Here is a 22549-nt window from a genome sequence, read left to right as displayed (position 1 = left end):
GGCGGATTTACATCCGCCGTCCTCTCACACCACCGTACGTACGGATCCGTATACGGCGGTTCAAGCTATGCGGCTAAGCCGGTTTATCGTATCCAGTATCGAGACCAACCCAAGTTGATCCCATAGCTTCTTCGGCAGCGCCTGATTCATATGAGATGCTCCCGAGCTCCACCATGGGCCTCGGCCATTGAAGGCTGATTTGCAGGCGCGAGCTTCGCTAAGCCCCAGGCGCATCAAGTTACGTGCCCTCGTTGAGGGCCGCTTCCATTGACGCCAGACGACGCAGCGAAGTTTGCGCCGCACCCAGCCGTCAATTTCCTCAAGTGGCCGTTTGCTCTGACTGAGCTTGAAGTAGCCTGCCCACCCGCGCAGCACAGGGTTTATCCGTTCGATGACATTCGCCATCTTGTGGCCCCGCGCCCCGCGCAGCAGGTCTCTTAACCGGTCGTGCAAGCGACCCAGACTCATCGTCGCCACTCTCAGCCTCGGTTGCTGATGCCAGTTCATCCCATAACCCAGATAGTCGCAGACCCAAGGCCGTGCTACGTGGCTCTTTTCCCGGTTCAGCGTCAGTTTCAGGCGCTGATTCAGGAAACGCTCAACACCGGTCATCACCCGCGTGCCAGCTCGCTGACTGCGCACATAGATGTTCGCGTCGTCGGCATAACGCACGAAGCGATGGCCTCGCCGTTCCAGTTCGCGGTCGAGTTCGTTGAGCAAGATGTTCGACAGCAACGGCGAGAGCGGGCCGCCTTGCGGCGTCCCTTCCTGCCGTCGGCTGACGAGTCCGCCCGACATCGTTCCCGCTTCGAGGTAACGACGGATCAGCGTGAGCACACGCTTGTCTTCGATTTGACGCGCCACGTAGGCCATCAGGACATCGTGGTTGACCCGATCAAAGAACTTCTCGAGATCAAGTTCCACGCACCAGCGGTGACCCGCTGCCACGTGGCCGCGAGCGGTTTCGATGGCTTGGTGAGCGCTTCTACCCGGACGAAAGCCGTAGCTGTAGTCCGAGAACAGAGGATCGAAGATTGGCGTGAGCTGTTGCAGCAGTGCCTGTTGGATCAAGCGATCCACGACGCTGGGAATACCCAGTTGCCGTGTTCCGCCTTTGGGTTTGGGGATGTCAACGGCGCGTACACCCTGCGGGTGATACTCGCCGGCCAGCAACCTCACCTTGAGGGTCGGCCAATACTGTTTCACGTAGTCCGCCAAGTCGTCGACCGTCATGCCATCGGCACCTGGTGCGCCCTTGTTGCTGACCACACGTTGATACGCACGCCTAAGGTTGGCCGGCGCAAGCACCCGCTCCATCAGCGTGTCCGGCTCCGCGTTCGTCCACGTCACAGACGCCGCCGATACCTGTGCGCTGTCAGCCGTCATCCTCGGATACTGTCCGGGACTCGGAGTAACAGTCTTCTCTTGGAGAAATTTCTGCATTTCGGTATTCAACGAGACTTTGACGCCTACTGGCGGCATAACTTGTTCGGCCCTTGGTGACGGGGTTATTCGCCATTTACTACGGCCTCGGCTGACTTCTGCACGTTCATCCCGTCGCCTCTCGACGCTCGGTAGCACTGTGGCAAACGTGCAGATCTCCCAGGGTAATTCGCGCGACCTTCCTGCTTATGCCTGTCGGATCTACGTCGCAGCGTCCCGTGCAAGTATTGGGCTTTAGGGAAACACGCCCCTTTACCCCGCTGCGCCGCCTCTATCCGCTTGCTGTTCGTCAGGCCAGCATTTTGCCTCGGGCTTCCTTCAGATTCGCGGTCACCCGCGACACCCTTGCCTCTGGCTAACACTTCCCCTTGCCGGGTGTGTAGAGGACTTTCACCTCCAAGTCACCAGCGAGGCCACCACAGCCAAGCTGGTTGCGCTTGCGCGCAACGCGCCATGCCTGGCGCACATGTAAAAAAGCCGCAACCAAGTTGCGGCTTTTCTATTTCAGCCTGGGATCAGTGAGCGAACAGCGAGTTGCCCTTCTGCCCCGCCAATTTCTCCGGTTTGATCAGGAACCGCGCCAATGCCGGCAACAGCCACAGTGCGCCAAACATGTTCCAGAGCAGCATGAAGGTCAGCATCAGGCCCATGTCGGCCTGGAACTTGATGGCCGAGAAGATCCAGGTGCACACGCCGATCGCCAGGCACAGACCGGTGAACAACACGGCTTTACCGGTGGACTTCAGCGTCTGGTAGTACGCCTCTTGCAGCGGCAGGCCGGCACGCAGGAAGCTTTCCAGACGGCTGTAGATGTAGATGCCGTAATCCACGCCAATCCCCACCCCGAGCGCCACAACCGGTAGGGTTGCGACTTTCACACCGATGCCCATGAAGGCCATCAGGGCATTGCCGAGTACCGAAGTCAGTACCAGCGGTAGCACGATGCACAACGTCGCCGCCCAGGAACGGAAGGTGATCATGCACATGGTCGCCACGCAGATGTACACCAGGACCAGGATGGTCAGCTCGGATTCCTTGATCACCTCGTTGGTGGCCGCCTCGATCCCGGCGTTGCCGGCGGCGAGGATGAATTCCAGGCCTTCCTTGTTGTTCTCCTTGGCGAAGTCCTGCACCGCATGCACGGCGCGATCCAGTGTGGCGGCCTTGTGGTCATTGAGGAACACCAGCACCGGCGCCAGGGAGCAACTGTTGTTGTACAGGCCATCAGCCCGGGCGATCGAGTTGTTCAGCACGTCCGGGTTACGCGACAGGCTTTCCCATTTCAGGTTGCCTTCGTTCATGCCCTTGATCATCTGCTTGGACACGGTCACCAGCGAGATCGCCGACTGCACGCCCTCGGTGTTCTGCATTTTCCACATCAGCTCGTCGATCGGCGCCATGGCTTCGTAGCGCGAGCAGCCTTCGGACTTGGTCTTGACCATCACCACCAACACGTCGGAACTGGTGGAGTAGTTGCTGATGATGAAGTTGTTGTCCTTGTTGTAGCGCGAGTCCGGACGCAGTTCCGGAGCACCCTGATCGAGGTCACCGATTTTCAGGTTCTGGCTGTACCAGAGGCCACCGCTGAAGGCCAACAAGGCCAAAACAATCGACACCGGTGCAACTTTCGGGCTGGCAAAGTTCGACAGCAGGCGCCAGAACGGGTGTTCGCGGTGCGCGTCTTTCTTGCTGCGTTCGACGGCGCGTTTGCTGATGCCGACGTAGGAAATCGCCACAGGCAGCAGGATCAGGTTGGTGAACACAATCACCGCCACACCGATGGACGCGCCGATGGCCAGTTCACGAATCACCCCGATGTCGATGATCAGCAGCGTGATGAAACCCACCGCATCCGCGAGGATCGCAATCATCCCCGGCAGGAACAACTGACGGAACGTCCGCCGCGCCGCAGTCAATGCGTTGTCTGCCTCACTGGACTGCAAGGCAATACCGTTGATTTTCTGCACACCGTGGGAAATACCGATGGCGAAGATCAGGAACGGCACCAGCATCGAGTAGGGGTCGAGCCCGAAGCCGAAGAAGTGCATCAAGCCCAGCTGCCAGACCACCGCCACCAACGTGGTACTCAACACCGCCACGGTGCTGCGCATGCAGTTGGTGAACCAGTAGAGCAGGATCAACGTGATGATGAAGGCGACGCCGAAGAACATTACCACCATGACCAGCCCATCGATCAGGTCGCCGACCTTCTTGGCGAAACCGACGATGTGGATCTGCACGTTAGGGTTCTGGGCTTCGAATTTGTTGCGGATCTTGTCTTCGAGTTCGTGAGAGAACTTGCGGTAGTCCAGCGCCAGCAACTTGCCCTGGTCCTGCGGGTCCGGGTAGGACTCCAGCAGCGGGATATCGACAATGCTCGACTTGAAGTCGTTGGCTACCAGACGCCCGACCTGACCGGACTTGAGCACGTTGTTGCGCAGCAGGTCGAGGCTTTGCTGGGAACCGTTGTAGCTCTGCGGAATCACTTCACCACCGGCGAAGCCCTCCTCTGTCACTTCGGTCCAGCGTACGCTCGGGCTCCACAGCGACTTGAGGCCGGAACGGTCAACACCGGAGATGTAGAACACCTCGTCGTTGATCTGACGCAGGGTCTCCATGTACTCCTTGGAGAAGATGTCGCCATCAGTGGCTTCCACCGAGATGCGCACCGTGTTGCCCAGGTTCGCCAGATCGTTGCGATGCTCCATCATCTTTTGAATGAACGGATGCTCGAGCGGGATCATTTTTTCGAAACTGGTGGACGGCCGGATCAGCGTCGCTTGCCAGAACAGGAAAATACTGACCAGCAGGCAGATGACGATCACTGCCGGGCGGTTGTTGAAAATCAGGCGTTCGAGAAACGTCGCCTTGTCATGATGATGAGTGCTCAAGGATGTCATAGATCCGCCTTCTTATTATTTGCCCGGCTCATTTGGACGACCCATTTTTTCCATTCTCTGCGCCGGTTGGCGAAGTGACGCGAACGCCACCCTGTCCTGCCAGAATCAGATTGCCGTTGCCCGCTGCGGTGACTGCCGAAACGGAAATGCGATCCGGACGGTTGAACACGCTGAAGGTTTCGCCGTTGTCGTCGCTGCGGATCACCGAGCCACCGTTACCGACGATCACGATGGAACCATCATCGAGCAAGGTTGCACCGGACAGACCGAATTCCAGCGCACCACGAGCAGCCTTGAGTTCCACTGGCTCCCAGGTGGTGCCGAAATCGGTGGAGCGAAACAGATTGCCCCGCAGCCCATAGGCCAGCAGCGTGTTGGCCTGAGCGGTGCCGATCACGCCAAACAGTGAGCCTTCGTATGGACCTTCAAGCTTCTCCCAGGTCTGGCCCCCGTCGGCGGAGCGGAACATGCTGCCCTGCTCACCGACGATGAACAGACCGGAATCCTTGACCGCGGCAATGGCGTTGAGGTGGTACTGGTCTTCGTTGTCGAGGCGATCGCTGACGTCTTCCCAGTTCTTGCCGCCGTCGATGGTGGCCAGCAACGCGCCGTAAGCGCCCACGGCAAAGCCGCTGTTGACGTCCTGGAACCAGACGTCGAGCAGCGGCGATTCGCGTTTCAGATCTTCAAATTGTTTGGTCCAGGTGACGCCGCCGTCCTCGCTCGCGAGGATCTGCGCGTCATGGCCGACGGCCCAACCGTGTTTGTCGTCGACGAAAAACACCGCCGTCAGCAGTTGCCGGGTCGGCACCTTGGCTTGGGTCCAGGTCGCGCCCTGGTCATCGGAATACAAAATGTGCCCGCGATCCCCGACCGCCACCAAGCGCTTGCCGGCATGGACGACGTCGAGCATCAGGCTCTTGCTGGCTTTGGCAGATTCAACGGAATAAACAATGTCGGATGCTGGCGCCGCAGCGGCCAGTACAGGTGCCGACAGCACGGCACAGCCCAACAGCGAGAGCGCTGTAGCCAGCAACGCGAATTTGCGTAGTGCCGGCGGGCGGCAAATACCCACACCCATGACAGGCTCACTCATAGACCTTCCCCCATTATTATTGTTAGGTCGTTCAACCTTTCTGGGCGCCATAAGGGTGCTCTTTGCGATTGCCTTTTCTGGAGCATAGTCCTGAAATACGCAATCTAGAGCCCCTTCGGAAGCTGGCTTATCCTATCGGGGTTTGGAAAGGTCTGACAATCGACGCCACGTTATGTTTTGTTAACCTGGGCGGTTTGCGCATTTGCTGAATGATTGGGTATCCGGTGGGGTGATCGGGGGTTTGTTGGTCGGTGTGTATATCCGTTACTGCGGTTAAGGCTGCTGGCGGTTTCGCTTTTACAGCGAGTCCCTTTTTCAAACGCCAAAAAGGAACCAAAAGGCTTCGCCCCGGCGTACGGCACTTCGCTAAAGCTCAGTGTTCCCTCGCTCCGGTGTCCATCAGGGGGCATCGCCTACGGTCTGCTTCGCGACGACCTCCTCTCGATGTGTGCGGCTTCGCCGCACGGCGCTACGCGCCTAACCCCCTGATGAACACCTACGCTCGGCCTGCCGAAGGGGCGAAAGATCAAAATCAAGATCAACGTCAAAAGCCAAAGCCAAAGCCAGATCAAAAGATCGCAGCCTTCGGCAGCTCCTACCTTGGATTCGTGTGCCCCCGCCCTTCACCACTCAACAGGCCGAGCGTTAGCTCGCCTGCAGCTTTTGATCTGCCCGCTCCTTCGGGAGGCTGAGTGGAGGCGTTCATCTGGGGGTAGGCGCGCAGCGCCGTTCGACGAAGTCGAACACATCGAGAGGAGGTTGAAGCGAAGCCAACCGGAGGCGATGCCCCCAGATGAATGCCGGAACGAAGGCACGCCGAGCCTAGGCGAGGGCCGGACGCTCGGGGCGAGTGAAGGGATCAACCACATAGGTAACAAAACAGTTCAGGCACATAGGTAACACCTGAAAGAAAATGGTCGGCTGTCAGGCCGCCATCGCGAGCAAGCTCAGCTCCTACAGGGGTTCAGGTGAACCACTGTAGGAGCGAACCCAGAGTCAGGCCAGGCTTTTGCTGACGACTTCGAACACATCGCTCGACAGCTGACCCGAAGCGCGAATCCGCTCCAGCTCACCTTTCATCAACGCCTGACGCGCATCGTCATACTTGCGCCAGCGAGTCAGCGGCGCCAACTGCCGGGAAGCAATCTGCGGGTTGAACCCGTTCAGCTCGATCACCAGATCCGCGAGGAACCGATAACCCGAACCATCGGCCGCATGGAAGTTGATCAGGTTCTGCCCGGCAAACGCGCCGACCAATGCGCGCACCTTGTTCGGGTTCTTGATATTGAACGCCGGATGCTGCATCAACGCCTTGACCCGCTGCAGACCACCGGGCAACACGCTGCCCGCCTGGACGCTGAACCACTGATCCATGACCAGCGGGTTGTCCTTGAAGTGCTCGGCAAAACTCGCCAGTGCCTTGGCCTTCTCTTCTTCGAACGGCGAATTCACCAACACTGCCAACGCCGTCAGGCGCTCGGTCATGTTGTCGCTGGTCTCGAACTGCTCAAGTGTCGCCGCCAACACTGGCGGTTTACCGCTGAGCATCAGGTACGACAGCGCGATGTTTTGCAACGCGCGACGAGCGAAGTGCTCGGCCTCGGCCACATACGGGGTTTCCTTCGAGAGATCGCGATTGGCCTGATAACGCAGCCACAACGCCTCGAACAAACCTTCCGCCAATTGCTTACGAGCAAACTCGCGTGCGATGTGAATGGCGTCAACGTCAGCCACTTCGCTGATCTCCGTCAGATACGCCTCGCCCGGCAGCGAGAGCATTTCCGCGACCATGGCCTGATCCAGCGTCTCGTCCGACAACACGGTGCGCAAGGCAGAAATCAGACGTTGATCCAGCACCAGTTTCTCGCCCTTTTGCTGCTGAGCAATCAGCTCTTGCAGCACCTGAACCGACAATTGCTGACCCGCATCCCAGCGGTTGAAGCCGTCGCTGTCGTGCTGCATCAGGAACATCAGCTGATCCCGGTTGTATGGGAAGCTCAGTTTCACCGGCGCCGAGAAGCCACGCAGCAACGAAGGCAATGGCTGTTCCGCGATGTCGATGAAGGTGAACGTTTGCTCGGCTTCGGTTACCGAAATGACCCGTGAGGTGCCCTGAGCGCTGGCTTCACCGGAAAGACGCAACGCAATGGCCGCACCTTTGGAGTCCAGCAGCCCCAATTCGACCGGGATCACGAACGGCAACTTCTCAACCTTGTCCGGGGTTGCCGGGCAGCTCTGGCGGAGCGTCAGGCTGTAGGTTTTCGCCGCCGCGTCGTAGGACTCGCTGACCGCCAGGCGCGGTGTGCCGGCCTGGCTGTACCAGCGTTTGAACTGAGTCAGGACGACACCATTGGCGTCTTCCATGGCCTTGATGAAATCGTCGCAGGTTACGGCCTGGCCGTCATGGCGCTCGAAATATAGGTCGCTGCCTTTGCGGAAACCTTCGGCCCCAAGCAAGGTATGGATCATGCCGACCACTTCCGAACCCTTTTCGTACACGGTCAGGGTGTAGAAGTTGGAAATCTCGATGAAGCTGTCCGGGCGCACGGCGTGAGCCATGGGACCGGCGTCTTCGGCGAACTGGTGGGTGCGCAGGTACGCCACGTCCTGGATGCGCTTCACGGTCGCCGAGTTCATGTCGGCGGAGAAACCCGAATCGCGGAACACGGTGAAGCCTTCCTTGAGCGACAACTGGAACCAGTCGCGGCAGGTCACGCGGTTGCCTGACCAGTTATGGAAGTATTCGTGGGCAACGATCGCCTCGACCCGCTGGTGCGCGGCGTCGGTCGCGGTTTCGGCGCGGGCCAGCACGGCGCTGGAGTTGAAGATGTTGAGGCCCTTGTTCTCCATGGCGCCCATGTTGAAGTCGTTGACCGCGACGATCATGAAGATGTCCAGGTCGTACTCGCGACCGTAGACCTCTTCGTCCCAGCGCATGGACTTCTTCAGGCTGTTCATGGCGTGCTGACACTTGTCGATGTTTTCTGGCTCGACATAAATGCGCAGCGCCACGGAGCGCTCGGTCATGGTGGTGAAGGTGTCTTCGACGCACCACAAATCACCGGCCACCAGCGCGAACAGGTAGGCAGGTTTCTTGAACGGATCCTCCCAGGTCGCCCAGTGCCGGCCGTCTTCGCCCGGACCGCTGGCAATCGGGTTGCCGTTAGACAGCAGCACCGGATAGCTGTGCTGCTCGGCAACCACCGTGGTGGTGAACGTGCTCATCACGTCCGGACGGTCGAGGTAATAGGTGATCTTGCGGAAGCCTTCGGCTTCACACTGGGTGCAGAACATGGTGCCGGATTTGTACAGGCCTTCCAGGGCGGTGTTGGTTTCCGGGTGGATCCGGACGCTGGTGTCGACCGTGAAGCTTGTGCTGGTCGGATGCAGGGTCAGGTGATTCTCGGTCAACTGGTAGTCAGCAGCGCTCAGCTCGCGATCGGCCAATGTCACCGACAGCAGGTCGAGTTGCTGGCCATCCAGCACCAGCGGCGGCAGACCCGGGCCACGTTCAGGATTGCGGCGCATCACCAGTTGCGCATGGACCAGGCTGTGGTCCTCGAACAACTCGAAGGTCAGGTGCGTCTCGTCGATCAGGTACTCGGGCGCCTGATAGTCCTTCAGGTAGATCATCTTCGGTTGTTCGGTGCGCATGCTGGAGTCCTTACTGATGCACGGCGAGTTGGTAGGCCGTGTACTTACGAATATTGATCACGCCTGTGTCGAAGATCAGGTATTGGCCTTTGATCCCCAGCAGCGTGCCTTCGGCAATCGGGTTCTTGTCCAGGTTGAAGCTGACAATTTTTGTCGGGTATTGCTCGATCGGATAACGGATTTCGAGCGGTTCGACATCGGCAATAGTCTGGATCGCCTGTAGGCCGAATCGTTCCTGCAAACTTTGCAATCCTTCGGCGCAACTGTCGAATAGTTGATCGCGAACCTGCGCCAGGTCAACCGACACCGCATCGCCCTTGAGTAAAGCACGCCAATTGGTCTTGTCCGCCACCTGACTGCGGAACAGGTCTTCGACGAAACCCGATTGCTGACGGGTCGAGACGCGCATGATCGGCAACGCCTGGCGGGCGCCCTGGTCGATCCAACGGGTCGGCAGCTGAGTGGCGCGGGTAATCCCGACCTTCACCCCCGAGGAGTTGGACAGATACACAATGTGATCCGTCATGCAGAACTTCTCGCCCCACTCTGGCTCACGGCAGGTGCCAGCGTCGTAGTGGCAACGCTCGGGGCTCATGATGCAGATGTCGCACTGGGCCAGCTTGGTCATGCATGGGTAGCAGTAGCCCTGGCTGAAACTGGTTTTGGTCTTGCGTCCGCAATGGGTGCAGTGAATCGCCCCCAGGTATTCCAGGCGCACCGTGGTCCCGATCAAAGGGTTGACCGGCACCTCGACGTCGTCCAGACGAAACGCGTACTGCACGTTCGGCCCGTCCAGGCGCGCCGACATTTTGCTGATTGCACCGCGGCCAATCTCGATCAATGGACGGCATCCGACTTGAACAGAATATTCGGTACGCTGATCGACTTCGAACTGCATTCCTGCGGGCCCATGTAGCCGGTACGCTCTTCTTCGGGCAGGTTCTGGAGTTCCCAGGCGATCATCGCTTGCAGCGACAGTTCGCGTTGTTCGGCGGTGAGTTTGCCACCGTCGGACCATTTACCGATTTCCACCGCCAGTTTCAGGCTCTGGTAGATATCGGGGGTGATGTTGTTGATCATTTCGTTAAAAGAGGACATCAAGGGCTCCGCGCTCTTTGATTTACGTAACTGTTTTAGACGGCCAGTTTACGGCGGTTGTACAAACCGCCCAACAAACCGGTCAAGCATCCGACGAGCAACCCGCCGACGTGGGCCGCGTTGGCAATTTCACCGAAGCCGATCATCGAGATCAGTCCCGACATACACAGCACCAGCCACACCAGCATCATCACCAGCACACCGCGCGGCAGGCGATAATCCGGGTTTGGCGACAACAGCTGAAAGATCCAGCAATGCCCAAGCAGGCCGTACAGCACGCCGGACAAACCGCCAAACAGCGTCGGACCACTGAAAACAAACTGGGCGTAGTTCGAGACCAGGCCGAACAGCAACGTCAGGCCGATCAGGTTGATACTGCCCTGGCGCGACTCGATGCGCCGCCCCAGCTCCCAATACCACATGCCGTTCATGGCCAGGTGCAGGATGCCGAAGTGGATCAGCATCGGCGTCACCAGACGCCACCACTGCCCCGCCGCCAGACTGTCGGCCAACGGCACGAAATGGATGTATTCGCCGACAATGCGGAAATCGAGGAAGGTCAGCCAACGCATCGTTTCGAGGTTTTCCCCCAGCAGCGTTACCGCGCCGACAAGCAGGCTCAGCAACAACACGAACGCTGTCGCCTTGGCGTGGCGCAGTTGCTCGACGAAACTTGGGCGCTTTATGGTTTGCGCCACCGGAATGTCCAGCTGCTGATCGGGATCACCGGCCGGGAAGCGTTCGTACAAGACACGCACGTCTTCGCTGATGTTGGCGGGAACCCAAAGCACTTGCTCGCCCGCCTCTTCACTGACCCGATGCGGCACCTGCATGCGTTGCAGCAGTTTGACGAACCCGCTCAAGTCCACCGCCAGCGGCAGACGTAAAACGGCAACGGCACTCATCGCAGCACCTCCGGCCGCTCGACATCGACCCAGACAAATTTATGCGGGTCGAGGCGGGTTTCCTGGTCCAGACGGTAGGCGACCAGTTTGCCGTAGAGCACCGCGCTGTAATCCAGACAGGCCAGGTTCGGCCGGATCGGCACCGGTTTGCCGCTGCGCCAGTAATGGCCCACGAACAACAGTGGCTCGTCGACGCCATAGCGCAGCAAGGTGTTTTTTTCGGTGGACGACAGCGGCGTCCGGGCCACGGGTTCGGGCAAGGCGTCGGGCTGGAACACAATGTCTCCGTAAGTTTGCGGGTCGTCTTCCCAGAACTTGGTGCGGAAGAACGAACGCGTCAGACCATCGCCGCTGGTCATGGTCAACCCATGAGGCAAACGCATGTCGGTGCCGCGTAACAGGCGGTCGAACACGGTGCAGGCAAAACTGCCCGGCACCGCGGAGGCCTGGAGAAAGTGCTCGTCGACGCAACCGTTGGGGAACAGGGCTCGCAGGGGTTCGATCAGCCCCGCGTCCCAGCAGGCATGCACCACCCGAAAACGCCCGGCATCGACGAACAATGGCATCTCATAGAACCATTGCAGGAAGTCATGCCAGTCAGCCGGATGGTCTTCGAACTGGGTCAGGGTTTCGTTCAGCAAACGGGCATGGCGCGGGGTGTGTTCACGCACGAACTGCTTGCCGCTGCCCGGAGGCGCCGGCGTGCTCCAGCCGAGGGCGTTGAATTCATGGTTCCCCATGATGCACAGCGCCTGGCCGGCTTCGACCATGTCGTGAACGATGTGCAGCGCCTCACGAATCCGCGGCCCGCGGTCGATGATGTCGCCGACGAACACCGCCATGCGCGACGGATGCCGCCAGACGCCACCGTTTTTTTGATAACCGAGCCGGTCGAGCAAGTGCTCAAGGGTCAGAGCGCAACCGTGCACGTCACCGATCAGGTCGTAGCTACGCGCGGGATCGAGCATCAGTCGCCTCCACCACCCAACTTGCTGCCCCAGCCGAGTTTGGTCCGGCAGACTTCATAGTAGTTGTGGTCGAGCGGGTGAATCAGCCGCAGCTTCTGGGCTTTCTTGCTGATGGTGATGGTGTCACCCGGCGCGCAGGTGAAATGGTTCTGCCCGTCACAGGAGACTTGCGGGTAAATCTGCATATCTTTGGACACGACGATTTTCAGCTCACTGTTGCCATCGACCACAATCGGCCTGCCCGACAAGGTATGGGGGTACATCGGCACAATCACAATAGCGTCGAGCTTGGGATGCATGATCGGCCCGCCCGCCGACAGCGCGTAGGCGGTCGAACCAGTCGGCGTGGCGATGATCAGGCCGTCGGCCTTCTGGCTGCAGACGAACTGGCCATCAATGTACAACTCGAACTCGATCATCCGCGTCGATTTGCCGGGGTGCAGCACCACGTCGTTCAGCGCGTCGCCCTGCCCAATGGCTTCGGCGTGACGGCGGACTTCGGCTTGCAGCAGGAAGCGGTTTTCCACCAGATAGTGGCCGTCGAGCACTTCGGCGACTTTGACTTCCAGCTCATCGGGGCGAATATCGGTCAGGAAACCCAGGCTGCCACGGTTGATGCCGAGCACCGGAATATTGTGTCGGGCCAGCGCCCGGGCGGCGCCCAACAGGCTGCCGTCACCACCGACCACAATCACCATGTCACATACTTCGCCGAGCATCTTGCGCGACGAGGTTTGCAGGCCATGACCCGGCAGCACTTCGGCGATGGTGTCTTCGAGGATCACGTGCAGGTGACGATCGAGCAGAAACCGTTTCAGTCGGCGAACGGTATCCAGCACCTGAGAACTGCCCAGGCGACCGATGATGCCGATATTACGAAATTGCTCCATGAGGTTCCTGCGCGGCAGCGAAAAACACGATTATGGGCGAAAGCGCGGGATAGACAAAATCCTTTCAGCCACAACGGTGTACTCACGATTGAGGCTATGCTCGCAAGATGATCCTATTTCCCGATTTGCTGCAGTTACCCCACCAGTTGCGCCACCCCGAAGTGCGCGACCTGGCCTGGGTCATCCTCGCGCCGCCGATGCTCGGTGTCACGACGTGGCCGCAGCGTCATCCGCTGACCGGCAGTGACTGGGTACAAGCGCCGGAGCGGCTGGAACAGTGGCTGCGGCAACTGGATCGGGACAGTTATGACTTGCTGCACTGGCTGGCGCAGGCCCGAACCCGGCGATTGGGCTTGTACTACGAACGCCTCTGGCAATACGCCGTGCGGCACGCGCCGGGTATCGACCTGATTGCCGCCAACATGCCGATCCGTCGCGAAGGCCACACACTGGGCGAGCTCGACATGCTGCTGCGCGATCGTGACGGCGTGCATCATCTGGAACTGGCGATCAAACTTTACCTTGGCCCGCAAAATGGCGATGGACACGACACGGCGCAGTGGCTCGGCCCCGGCTGCCACGATCGGCTGGACCGCAAACTGGCTCATCTGACTCAGCATCAATTGCCGATTTCGGCGCGCCCGGAGAGCCGCGAAGTATTGGCGGCGCTGGATATCCAGCAGTTCAGTGCGCATTTGTGGCTGGGCGGCTATTTGCTGTATCCGTGGCCGGGACCGGCCGAGCCACCGAATGGTGCACATCCCCAGCATTTACGCGGTAGCTGGCTGCATCAGAAAGACTGGGCAGACTTTGTCGTGCAACGCCCGTTCGGTCGCTGGCAACCCCTGCCCCGCCATGCCTGGCTGGCGCCGGCGCACTATCCGGTGGAGCAGACCTGGAGCACTGAACAGCTGAACGCCTGGCTCAGCGATCTGGAACCACTGGCCCCGGCGCAGTTGCTGGTGCGACTCACAGAAAACACCCAGGGCGATTGGGAAGAAGCCGAGCGGCTGTTTTTGGTGGCGGATCTTTGGCCGAATGTGCCGGGTAATGGCTGAGATTTGTGGTGACTGCAATGGCCTCTTCGCGAGCAGGCTCGCTCCCACATTCAATCTCCTTATGACGAAGATCCCTGTGGGAGCGAGCCTGCTCGCGAAGGGGCCGAGGCGGTCTATACCGATAAACGCAATGCCAACGCCGCCAACGTCACCAACAACACCGGCACCGTCAGCACAATCCCGACCTTGAAGTAATACCCCCAGCCTATCCGAATGCTCTTGCGCTCCAGCACATGCAACCACAGCAACGTCGCCAGGCTGCCGATCGGCGTAATTTTCGGCCCCAGGTCGCTGCCAATGACGTTGGCGTAGATCATCGCCTCCTTCACCATCCCGGTCGCCTGGCTGGCATCGATCGACAGCAAACCGATCAGCACCGTCGGCAGATTGTTCATCATCGACGACAGCAGCGCCGTCAGCACGCCCGTGCCCATGGCCGCGCCCCACACGCCGTAACCGGCAAAACCGTCCAGCCATCCGGCCAGATAGCCCGTGAGCCCGGCGTTGCGCAGACCATAGACCACCAGGTACATGCCCAACGAGAAAATCACGATATGCCATGGCGCTTCTTTGATGACTTTGCGCGTGGAAATCTTGTGACCACGGGCGGCAATGCCCAGCAGCAAGGCCGCGCACACCGCAGAGATGGCACTGATCGGAATCCCCAACGGTTCCAGCGCGAAGCAGCCGAGTAGCAGAATCACCAACACGGCCCAACCGGCATAAAACGTGGCGTGGTCGTGGATCGCTGAAGCCGGATGCGCCAGTTGCTCGGGGTCGTAATCCTTGGGGATCTCACGACGAAAAAACCACATCAGCATCGCCAACGTCGCCGCGACACTCACCAGGTTGACCGGGATCATCACCGCCGCGTAACGGTTGAAACTGATGTGGAAGAAGTCCGCGGAAACGATGTTCACCAGGTTTGACACGACCAGCGGCAGGCTCGCCGTGTCGGCGATGAAACCGGCGCCCATGACGAACGCCAGCGTCGCCGCCGGGGAAAAGCGTAACGCCAACAGCATGGATATCACGATAGGTGTGAGAATCAGCGCTGCCCCGTCGTTGGCGAACAACGCCGACACCAACGCCCCGAGCAGCACCATGTAAGCAAACAGCTTGCGTCCGCTGCCCCGCCCCCAACGGGCGACGTGCAGCGCCGCCCAGGCGAAGAACCCCGCCTCATCCAGCAGCAGACTGATGACAATCAGCGCGACAAAGGTCCCGGTGGCATTCCAGATAATTTGCCACACCAGCGGAATGTCGCTCAGGTGTACGACCCCGAAAATCAGCGCAAGCACCGCACCGAATACCGCGCTCCAGCCGACGCCAAGGCCTTTTGGCTGCCAGATCACCAAGGTGATGGTCAGCAGGAAAATCAACGATGCGATCAGCATGCAGTGCAGCCTTGTCGGAAAAACAAACCGCGATTCAGCCGCAACACACAAGCGGAGTAAAGCCAAAACTGGCTGCCCCACTCCTAAACGCACCGGGATCGATGTAGCAGCTGTCGAGCCCGCGAGGCTGCGTTCGGCGACGCAGTCGTCGTGAAATCAGGCACTGCGGTGTCCCAGGAATACCGCGTTCGCAGGGTTTACGACGACTGCGTCGCCGAACGCAGCCTCGCGGGCTCGGCAGCTGCTACGACAGATCGGTGTGCTACAACCGGACCACATGGCCCTCCACGGGTGCGACCTGGCCGTGGAACAACCGCCTGATCACCGTCTGCGCCGCCTCATAACCCTCACTCTCCACCACCTCAAGCAGCGGATTGGCTGGCGCGGTCACTTGCCGGTAAAACCGTTGCAGACCCTCGCCAATATGCCGACTGACCCCTTCCGGCCCCCACTCGGTATTGCGTTTGCGGATCTGGATCGGCGCAAAAAAGAACACCGGTTGCGGGCCTTCAATGGCACTCAGTTGGGCCTCGTCGGTGCTTTGGGCCGAGCCGGCGAAGCAGCTATAGACCAACTGCCCGGCGAAATGCTGATGCACACGATCACGCAAACCCAGGTCGCCGGAAAAATCCACATACAACGTCGGTCGATCATTGGCCAGGCTCGACAGTTCTGCGTAGGACACCGTTCGCTCGTAACAACCGAGCTTCTCGACAAACGCCTTGTTGCCGGTCGAGGTCAGTGCCACTCGCTCCAGGTCAGGGTGATTTTCCAGGCAGACCGCCGTGCCATAGGCGGTTTTGCTCGAGGCGCTGGAGAACACCAGCCGGGTCGCGCCAAAGAACTGCTTGTCCTGCAGGAAATCCGCCAGCATCGACGAGGTCAGGAACAGCGGTTTCAGCAATATCTGCAGGTTTTCGGTTTCAGGGGTGTAGTACGAATCCCAACTGCAACGGGTGTATTGATTGTAAGCCGACGTCAGTGCCTGACGATGCTCGGCGGCGTCATAGAAACCACGCTCGGTGACCCGTTCCGGGCGCATCCACAGATGGCTTGCAATCGGAAAATACCCGTAGAAACGTTCCCCGACTTTGATGCCGGCCACATCAGACGCCACGACATCGGCAAAACCCCACGCCGGGATGTGCCCCCAATTCCGTCAACCCTGTAGGAAAGAATCCCCAGTAGTTCATCGAATCGCCATACGCGGCATACGTAATGTTGTTGGTGGTCAACGCGCACCGGTCGATCTTCAATATCACCTCTCCGGCAGCGGGGATCAGGCTACGTTGCTCCTGCTCGATCCGACTTTGGTCAAGGGCGCTTTTACGGGTGATCAGCCGTGTTACCGTGCTTGAACTTTGCATTATTCAGACTCCTGCTGCGCGTCAGTGGCGGGTAGCACCAGAGTAGTGGCAGCCGATGAAGAGCGGGTTCGGAAATTCCAGGGGCAGTTCCCCGACCCTCAATCCCCGCGCCAAGCCGTTGAAACGGCCGAGCCAGGCTCGGGCGATTTTCACCGTAGAGGCGATTTACGAAGCGTTTGTTCGGATTTGGCAACGCGACGGCTGGTCGGGATTAACCACGCGCGCAGTGGCCCTGGAAGCCGGCGTCGCCATTGGCACGCTATATGACTATTTTCCGAGCAAGGAAGCCTTGCTGTCAGGCTACATTCGGCACTGCCTGGACGCCTTGTTGCTGCGCCTGGATGTTGAAGTCGTGCACGCAACAGAGCTGAACTGGCCCATCCGGATCAAACGCTTGATACGCCTGACCTGCGACCCGAACGATACATTTCAACCACTGTTCAACGATGAAGTGTTGGCGATCGAACACCGGATCGCCGAACCCAAACATCACCAGCGGGTATTCCAGGAGCTGTCGCAGAAATGGCGTGAAGCCTTCGCCTCCTGCGAGGACTTGCCCACTCAACCGTCAGCATCAACCATTGATGCCTGGGTGATCATGGCTTGGGGTGGCCGTCGTTATTGCGTCACTGCACAACCGGCGGCGGAGCAAACCGCCGCTTGGCTGTCGGAAATGGAAGCAATGATCTGTAACCGACTGGCCAGCACCCCGTAGCCCAGGGGATTTGTCACATCTTCTTGTGTTGTTCGACCCAAAGACCATAAGCATTGATGAATTTTTGCAAAAACGGTTTGAGCGACTCGGACAGGTTGCCCGCCTCGTCGAACGCTGAACCGGCGCCGCTCAAGTAAGCTTCCGGTTGCTGCATGCAAGGCACATCCAGAAACACCATGGACTGGCGCAGGTGATGGTTGGCGCCAAATCCGCCGACAGCGCCCGGCGAAGCACTGATCACCGCTCCAGGCTTGCCGCTCCAGGCACTCTTGCCATAGGGACGCGAACCCACATCGATCGCATTCTTCATCGGCGCTGGCACCGAACGGTTGTATTCGGGGGTCACGAACAGCACCGCGTCGGATGAACTCACTTGTTGTCGGAAAGTGCTGTAGGCTGCCGGCGGTGAAGCGCCATCGATGTCTTCGTTGTAGAGCGGCAGATCGCCAATTTCGACGATGTTCAGCTTGAGATTTGCAGGTGCCAGATCGGCCAGGGCCAAAGCGACCTTGCGATTGATCGATTCCTTTCTCAAGCTGCCGACCAGAACGGCGATCGTATAGACGTTGTTCATGGAAGATTCTCGACTGTCCGATGGAAAGAGCTTGTAGTTATAGATGACGATTCAACCCGTGGGCGACTGAAAAACGCCGTCCCTGATTATTTTTTTCCTGTAGGAAAACTTACCTCGCCCAACCACGGTCTACAGAGCCGCAAATTGAGTGATTTATCCCCAGAGGTTCTAAGCAGATGGCAGCAGTACTCGTCGGTCAGTTCCATGCAAGAGACGCGGAAGGCCGTGTTTATTCCGTGCATGAGTTCCAGGAATCCACCCCGTCGGCAGACGGCCTCACTGGCTCGGTGCCTGTCACCACTTATAAGCTGGCCATTGGCGATCGAGTCAAGAAACTCGATGACAACCAGTTTTTGCTGGTGCAGTCGGACGTGACCATCGTTCGCGAACCCGATACCTATGTCGGAAGCGTGCCGGTAGCCAACGTCGCCTCATAACCTCGTGTTATGAGCAGAAGTCATATGCGCGCACTTGAGTTAGGATTCAGTCACTGACTCCCTCACCTGCTGAACATGGACTTCACGCATGCGTTTACGTCATATCGAAGTGATCCAGGCGCTCTTGCAGACCGGTCACCTGGGCACCGCCGCCGAATGGCTGCAGTTGCCTGTGGCCGAAGTCGAAGTGATTTTGCGCGACGCCGAGGATCAGTTGGGTTTCATGCTGTTTTCCAGCGTGCGTGGACGTTTGCAGGCCACGCGCGAGGCGCGGGAGTTGCAGGTCCAGATCGCCCACGTCTATGAAGCGCTCGAGCCGGTCCAGCGCCTGGCCAACAGCCTCAAGCAATATCAGGCGCCTCCCCTGCGGATTATCTGCACGCCACCCCTGGCACAGCAGCTATTGCCACAGAGCATTGCCGCCCTGCGCCGACGCCTTCCTGACGCACCTTGCACCCTTCTGAGCCAACCGACTCGCGAAATCGTCAGAAGCCTGCTGCTGCGCGAAAGCGATCTCGGCTTGAGCCTGCATGATCCCGATCACGCCGACATCCATTGCCAGGTGATTGCCCAAGGCAAACTTCAGCTGCTGGCACCCCACGGCTGGCTGCAACCTAAACAAAAGTATATTTCGCTACAGGACCTGGCCGGCCAATCGATGGTGGGCCTGGAAGGTCACGATCCGCTGAGCCCGGTGCTGGAAAACAAGCTGCATGCCCTGCGCCCTGCCCCGGTCATTCAAACCCGGGTACAGACTCACCAGATGATGCGCAGCATGGTCGAGGCCGGTGAAGGCTTGGCCATCGTCGACCCTTTCACCGCCCTCGGGGCTAAATCGGCCGGGCTGGATGCCTGCCCCCTGGCGCCGGCCGTGCCGATCAGCCTTTATGCCTTGACCCTCAAGAACGGCGAGCCATCACCGGCGGTTCAGGCATTGCTGGGCATCATCACGGAACAAGCCGTGGCGATGTTGGCGAACTAACCGGGGTTTCCAGCGGGTTATCGAACAATCGATACCAGAACAGCGCCACTTCGGCGGTGTTCGGATCGATCCCGCGATAGCGTAGATGATCGATTCCGCCCAAGACGTAACCGCTGCGCTCATAGAGCCGGCAGGCCCCCAGGTTGTTGTTCTGGGTTTCGAGCATGATGCCCGGCAGTTTCTTTTTGCGACTCCAGAACTGCGCCACATCCAGCAACGCCTTGGCCACGCCATGACGACGCGCTGGTGCATGCACCGCCAACTCGTCGATATGGGCAAAGCCGTTCCAGTTGGTGCTGACCACCAGGTGACCCACGGGCTCATCATCGAGATAAGCCATGAAAATCGCACTGTCGGCGGCATCGCGGAAACTGCTGAACTCCTCAGGATCGATGCCGTAGCACTTTCGATAAGGCGTGATCGGCGTCACCGGCCACTGCTCCAGCGGCTTGCCAATTTCGGCGGTGCCATAGGTTGCGACTTCAAAACTGAAATCGCTGCCCCAGATATAGGCCGCAAAACCATCGTCGGCAACGCGCACCGACAGCCCTGGGTATTTCGGATTCATGATCGGTTGCATACTGGGAAAGGTCCTCATTCCTTGATGCAATCAACGGTGTAATGCCGTCCATTGCCCTCGTCTTCGTGTTGCAAGCCGTGCACATCAGCGACAAACCCCGGGAAGCTGCTGTCGAACGTCCGGGCAAATGCCAGGTAATCGATGATCGAGCGGGTCGCCTCGGTAAAACGCTCGCCGGGCATGATCAACGGAATCCCCGGCGGATACGGCACCAGCATCACCGCGGCGACCCGCCCATCCAGAGCATCGATCGACACCGCTTCAACTTCGCCACGCACCAATTGATCATAGGCGTCAGACGGCTTCATGGCGATTTCCGGCAGCACTGTGTACATGCGCTTGAGGTGTTTGGCCGTGGCATTGCTGCGATAGCAGGCGTGCAGTTGATCGCACAGATCGCGCAAACCCATGCCCTGATAGCGCGCGACATTCTCTTGCGCCACGCACGGTAGGCACGTCGCGAGGCTGACATTGGCATCGTAGCTGCGCTTGAACTCCAGCAGCTCGGTCAGCAATGTGCTCCATTTCCCCTTGGTGATGCCCATGGAGAACAACACCAGGAACGAATACAGCCCGGTCTTTTCAACGACCAGCCCACGCTCCCAAAGGAATTTGCTGACCACCGCCGCCGGAATCCCGCGCTGGCTGAGGGCGCCGTCTGCCGTCAGGCCCGGCATCACCAACGTGACTTTGATCGGATCAAGCAGCACGTAGTCGTCGGTTACGCCGCCAAAGCCGTGCCAGTCGGCGTCGGGTTGCAGCAGCCAGTCGTCGGTGACAACTCGGTCGATGCCTTCCGCCGACGGCGGCTGCCAGATGGAAAACCACCAATCGTCGGCGGCGATGTGCTGGCGCAAATTGGCCAGCGCCCGGCGAAAACTCAGCGCTTCGTCAAACATTTCCTGCAACAGCGATCGCCCGGCCGGGCCTTCCATCATGGCCGAAGCTACATCCAGCGAAGCGATGATGCTGTACTGCGGCGAGGTAGAGATGTGCATCATGAACGCTTCATTGAAGCGATCCCGATCCAGTTGCCGCGCGCCGCCGTCCTGGACGTGAATCATCGACGCCTGGCTGAATGCCGCCAGCAGTTTGTGGGTGGAATGGGTGGTGAACACCAGCGGGCCATCTTCACTGCGCGAAGTACCCATGCCGTAACGTCCGGCGAAGAACTCGTGAAACGCCGCGTAGGCGTACCAGGCTTCATCGAAGTGCAAGACCTCGACGCTGTTGCCCAACTGCTGCTTGATCAGCTCAGCGTTGTAGCAGAGGCCGTCGTACGTCGAATTGGTCACCACCGCCAATTTGACCTTGGGCGCCCGGCCCTTGGTCAGCGGGCTGGCGTCGATCTTGGCCTGAATCGATTCGCGGCTGAATTCTCTCAACGGAATCGGGCCGATGATCCCCAGCTCATTGCGTTCCGGGCACAGGTACAACGGGATCGCGCCGGTCATGATGATCGAGTGCAGCACCGACTTATGGCAATTGCGATCCACCAACACCAAGTCATCGCGAGCGACCATCGAATGCCAGACGATTTTGTTGGCGGTCGAGGTGCCATTGATCACGAAGAAGGTGTGATCGGCGCCGAAATTGCGGGCCGCTCTTGCTTCTGCCTCGGCTAGCGGGCCGGTGTGATCGAGCAAAGAACCGAGTTCCGGCACCGACACCGACAAATCCGAGCGCAGGGTATTTTCCCCAAAGAACTGGTGAAATGCCTGACCCACCGGGCTCTTGTGGTACGCCACGCCGCCGCCATGGCCGGGTGTGTGCCAGGAATAATTGGAGTCGGCCGTGTGCTGCACCAGCGCTTTGAAAAACGGCGGCAGCAGACCATCCAGATATTTGCGTGCCGCTCGGGCGACCTGCCTGGCCAGAAAGGGCACGGTGTCTTCGAACAGATAAAGAATCCCGCGCAGCTGATTGAGTTCAGCCATGGCATCGGCTGGAGCGTTCTCCAAGGTCACCTGCTCACCCAGCGCGAAGATCGGCAAGTCGGGCGCACGAACCCGCGCCAGACCGATCAGCTCGGCCATGTTGTGTAATAGATGAGAGTGGGTACTGGCGTCTTCGGCCGCAATCAACATGCAGGAAAGACCGTGATGAGTCGAGGCGACCAGACGCCCTTCGGTGTAATCCACCGCCGAGACAATGCTGAAACCTTCCTGCTCCAGCTCCCGGGCGATGCCACGCACGCGATCACCGGCGACGGTGTCGGCCTTGATGTCGCGATGGACAATCAGGACCGGGAATTTCAAATCTTTATACATGAGGCTCAGTGTCCTGAGGCGGCAGACCGTGGTCCGCCAATCACCTCAGGGTAGAGGGTTCGAGCGTCTGTGGCGAGTGTGATGCCCTAAAATGGGTCGTCGGGCGCGGTACGCCTTTCAAGATCAAAAGATCGCAGCCTCGTTTCACTCGACAGCTCCTACAACGGAATGCGTAACCCCGTAGGAGCTGTCGAGTGAAACGAGGCTGCGATCTT

The 22549-nt window shown here is 59.3% G+C and carries 17 protein-coding genes and 1 pseudogene; 4 read left to right on the top strand and 14 right to left on the bottom strand.

The window, feature by feature from the left end; translation table 11 throughout:
* Positions 1-60 precede the first annotated feature (60 nt).
* From ltrA to ACYZTW_RS14765, 9 genes are all read right to left on the bottom strand, one after another.
* Complete coding sequence (gene ltrA, locus ACYZTW_RS14805) at positions 61-1482, bottom strand: group II intron reverse transcriptase/maturase (RefSeq protein WP_462001834.1); 1422 nt, start codon at positions 1480-1482, stop codon at positions 61-63.
* A gap of 476 nt (positions 1483-1958) precedes the next feature.
* Entirely contained in the window at positions 1959-4343 is a 2385-nt protein-coding gene (locus ACYZTW_RS14800) for an efflux RND transporter permease subunit (protein ID WP_462005493.1), read from the bottom strand.
* A 28-nt stretch (positions 4344-4371) separates the two neighbouring features.
* Positions 4372-5439 carry a WD40/YVTN/BNR-like repeat-containing protein gene (locus tag ACYZTW_RS14795; protein WP_462005492.1) on the bottom strand — a complete coding sequence of 356 codons (1068 nt, stop codon included), beginning with the start codon at positions 5437-5439 and terminating at the stop codon, positions 4372-4374.
* A 996-nt stretch (positions 5440-6435) separates the two neighbouring features.
* Complete coding sequence (gene pepN, locus ACYZTW_RS14790) at positions 6436-9093, bottom strand: aminopeptidase N (RefSeq protein WP_462005491.1); 2658 nt, start codon at positions 9091-9093, stop codon at positions 6436-6438.
* Between the two features lie 10 nt (positions 9094-9103).
* Positions 9104-9934, bottom strand: a complete 831-nt coding sequence (locus tag ACYZTW_RS14785; protein ID WP_462005490.1) for a DUF2797 domain-containing protein — start codon at positions 9932-9934, stop codon at positions 9104-9106.
* Entirely contained in the window at positions 9931-10191 is a 261-nt protein-coding gene (locus ACYZTW_RS14780) for a YeaC family protein (RefSeq protein ID WP_462005489.1), read from the bottom strand. The genes ACYZTW_RS14785 and ACYZTW_RS14780 overlap by 4 nt, the downstream gene beginning before the upstream one ends.
* 35 nt (positions 10192-10226) lie before the next feature.
* Positions 10227-11096, bottom strand: a complete 870-nt coding sequence (locus tag ACYZTW_RS14775) for a rhomboid family intramembrane serine protease (RefSeq protein ID WP_462005488.1) — start codon at positions 11094-11096, stop codon at positions 10227-10229.
* Positions 11093-12067, bottom strand: coding sequence for a metallophosphoesterase (locus tag ACYZTW_RS14770; RefSeq protein ID WP_462005760.1), 975 nt, complete (start codon positions 12065-12067; stop codon positions 11093-11095). The genes ACYZTW_RS14775 and ACYZTW_RS14770 overlap by 4 nt, the downstream gene beginning before the upstream one ends.
* The gene (locus ACYZTW_RS14765; protein ID WP_462005487.1) at positions 12064-12954 is read right to left on the bottom strand and encodes an NAD(+) kinase; all 891 of its coding nucleotides are present in this window, start codon (positions 12952-12954) and stop codon (positions 12064-12066) included. The genes ACYZTW_RS14770 and ACYZTW_RS14765 overlap by 4 nt, the downstream gene beginning before the upstream one ends.
* A 107-nt stretch (positions 12955-13061) precedes the next feature.
* Here ACYZTW_RS14765 and ACYZTW_RS14760 point away from each other — a divergent pair, with 107 nt between their 5' ends.
* Complete coding sequence (locus ACYZTW_RS14760) at positions 13062-14012, top strand: DUF1853 family protein (RefSeq protein WP_462005486.1); 951 nt, start codon at positions 13062-13064, stop codon at positions 14010-14012.
* Positions 14013-14125: 113 nt separating this feature from the next.
* On the opposite strand, the gene ACYZTW_RS14755 is transcribed toward ACYZTW_RS14760, so the two are convergent.
* The gene (locus ACYZTW_RS14755) at positions 14126-15409 is read right to left on the bottom strand and encodes an arsenic transporter (protein WP_462005485.1); all 1284 of its coding nucleotides are present in this window, start codon (positions 15407-15409) and stop codon (positions 14126-14128) included.
* 262 nt (positions 15410-15671) lie between these two features.
* Positions 15672-16776, bottom strand: a pseudogene (locus ACYZTW_RS14750) (DUF2855 family protein).
* 55 nt (positions 16777-16831) lie between these two features.
* On the opposite strand from ACYZTW_RS14750, the gene ACYZTW_RS14745 reads away from it, so the two are divergent.
* The gene (locus ACYZTW_RS14745) at positions 16832-17491 is read left to right on the top strand and encodes a TetR/AcrR family transcriptional regulator (RefSeq protein ID WP_462005484.1); all 660 of its coding nucleotides are present in this window, start codon (positions 16832-16834) and stop codon (positions 17489-17491) included.
* A gap of 13 nt (positions 17492-17504) precedes the next feature.
* Here the strand turns inward: ACYZTW_RS14745 and ACYZTW_RS14740 are convergent, their stop codons facing one another.
* The gene (locus tag ACYZTW_RS14740) at positions 17505-18065 is read right to left on the bottom strand and encodes an NADPH-dependent FMN reductase (protein ID WP_462005483.1); all 561 of its coding nucleotides are present in this window, start codon (positions 18063-18065) and stop codon (positions 17505-17507) included.
* 176 nt (positions 18066-18241) lie between these two features.
* On the opposite strand from ACYZTW_RS14740, the gene ACYZTW_RS14735 reads away from it, so the two are divergent.
* The gene (locus ACYZTW_RS14735) at positions 18242-18502 is read left to right on the top strand and encodes a hypothetical protein (protein WP_462005482.1); all 261 of its coding nucleotides are present in this window, start codon (positions 18242-18244) and stop codon (positions 18500-18502) included.
* An 88-nt stretch (positions 18503-18590) separates the two neighbouring features.
* On the top strand, positions 18591-19484 hold the full coding sequence (locus ACYZTW_RS14730) for a LysR family transcriptional regulator (RefSeq protein WP_462005481.1): 894 nt from the start codon (positions 18591-18593) through the stop codon (positions 19482-19484).
* Here ACYZTW_RS14730 and ACYZTW_RS14725 read toward each other — a convergent pair.
* The gene (locus ACYZTW_RS14725; protein ID WP_462005480.1) at positions 19450-20064 is read right to left on the bottom strand and encodes a GNAT family N-acetyltransferase; all 615 of its coding nucleotides are present in this window, start codon (positions 20062-20064) and stop codon (positions 19450-19452) included. The genes ACYZTW_RS14730 and ACYZTW_RS14725 overlap by 35 nt on opposite strands.
* 14 nt (positions 20065-20078) lie before the next feature.
* Positions 20079-22334, bottom strand: coding sequence for an Orn/Lys/Arg family decarboxylase (locus ACYZTW_RS14720; RefSeq protein WP_462005479.1), 2256 nt, complete (start codon positions 22332-22334; stop codon positions 20079-20081).
* Positions 22335-22549: the final 215 nt, after the last annotated feature.

This window comes from Pseudomonas sp. LB3P25, assembly GCF_054897985.1.
The sequence above is the reverse complement of the archived record's forward strand: the minus strand, read 5'-3'. Positions and strand labels throughout refer to the sequence as shown.

Coding starts and splice junctions, on each gene's coding strand:
- ltrA (WP_462001834.1), bottom strand. CDS start 1,482: ATGCCGCCAGTAGGCGTCAAAGTCTCGTTGAATACCGAAATGCAGAAA.
- ACYZTW_RS14800 (WP_462005493.1), bottom strand. CDS start 4,343: ATGACATCCTTGAGCACTCATCATCATGACAAGGCGACGTTTCTCGAA.
- ACYZTW_RS14795 (WP_462005492.1), bottom strand. CDS start 5,439: ATGAGTGAGCCTGTCATGGGTGTGGGTATTTGCCGCCCGCCGGCACTA.
- pepN (WP_462005491.1), bottom strand. CDS start 9,093: ATGCGCACCGAACAACCGAAGATGATCTACCTGAAGGACTATCAGGCG.
- ACYZTW_RS14780 (WP_462005489.1), bottom strand. CDS start 10,191: ATGTCCTCTTTTAACGAAATGATCAACAACATCACCCCCGATATCTAC.
- ACYZTW_RS14775 (WP_462005488.1), bottom strand. CDS start 11,096: ATGAGTGCCGTTGCCGTTTTACGTCTGCCGCTGGCGGTGGACTTGAGC.
- ACYZTW_RS14765 (WP_462005487.1), bottom strand. CDS start 12,954: ATGGAGCAATTTCGTAATATCGGCATCATCGGTCGCCTGGGCAGTTCT.
- ACYZTW_RS14760 (WP_462005486.1), top strand. CDS start 13,062: ATGATCCTATTTCCCGATTTGCTGCAGTTACCCCACCAGTTGCGCCAC.
- ACYZTW_RS14755 (WP_462005485.1), bottom strand. CDS start 15,409: ATGCTGATCGCATCGTTGATTTTCCTGCTGACCATCACCTTGGTGATC.
- ACYZTW_RS14745 (WP_462005484.1), top strand. CDS start 16,832: ATGAAGAGCGGGTTCGGAAATTCCAGGGGCAGTTCCCCGACCCTCAAT.
- ACYZTW_RS14740 (WP_462005483.1), bottom strand. CDS start 18,065: ATGAACAACGTCTATACGATCGCCGTTCTGGTCGGCAGCTTGAGAAAG.
- ACYZTW_RS14735 (WP_462005482.1), top strand. CDS start 18,242: ATGGCAGCAGTACTCGTCGGTCAGTTCCATGCAAGAGACGCGGAAGGC.
- ACYZTW_RS14730 (WP_462005481.1), top strand. CDS start 18,591: ATGCGTTTACGTCATATCGAAGTGATCCAGGCGCTCTTGCAGACCGGT.
- ACYZTW_RS14725 (WP_462005480.1), bottom strand. CDS start 20,064: ATGCAACCGATCATGAATCCGAAATACCCAGGGCTGTCGGTGCGCGTT.
- ACYZTW_RS14720 (WP_462005479.1), bottom strand. CDS start 22,334: ATGTATAAAGATTTGAAATTCCCGGTCCTGATTGTCCATCGCGACATC.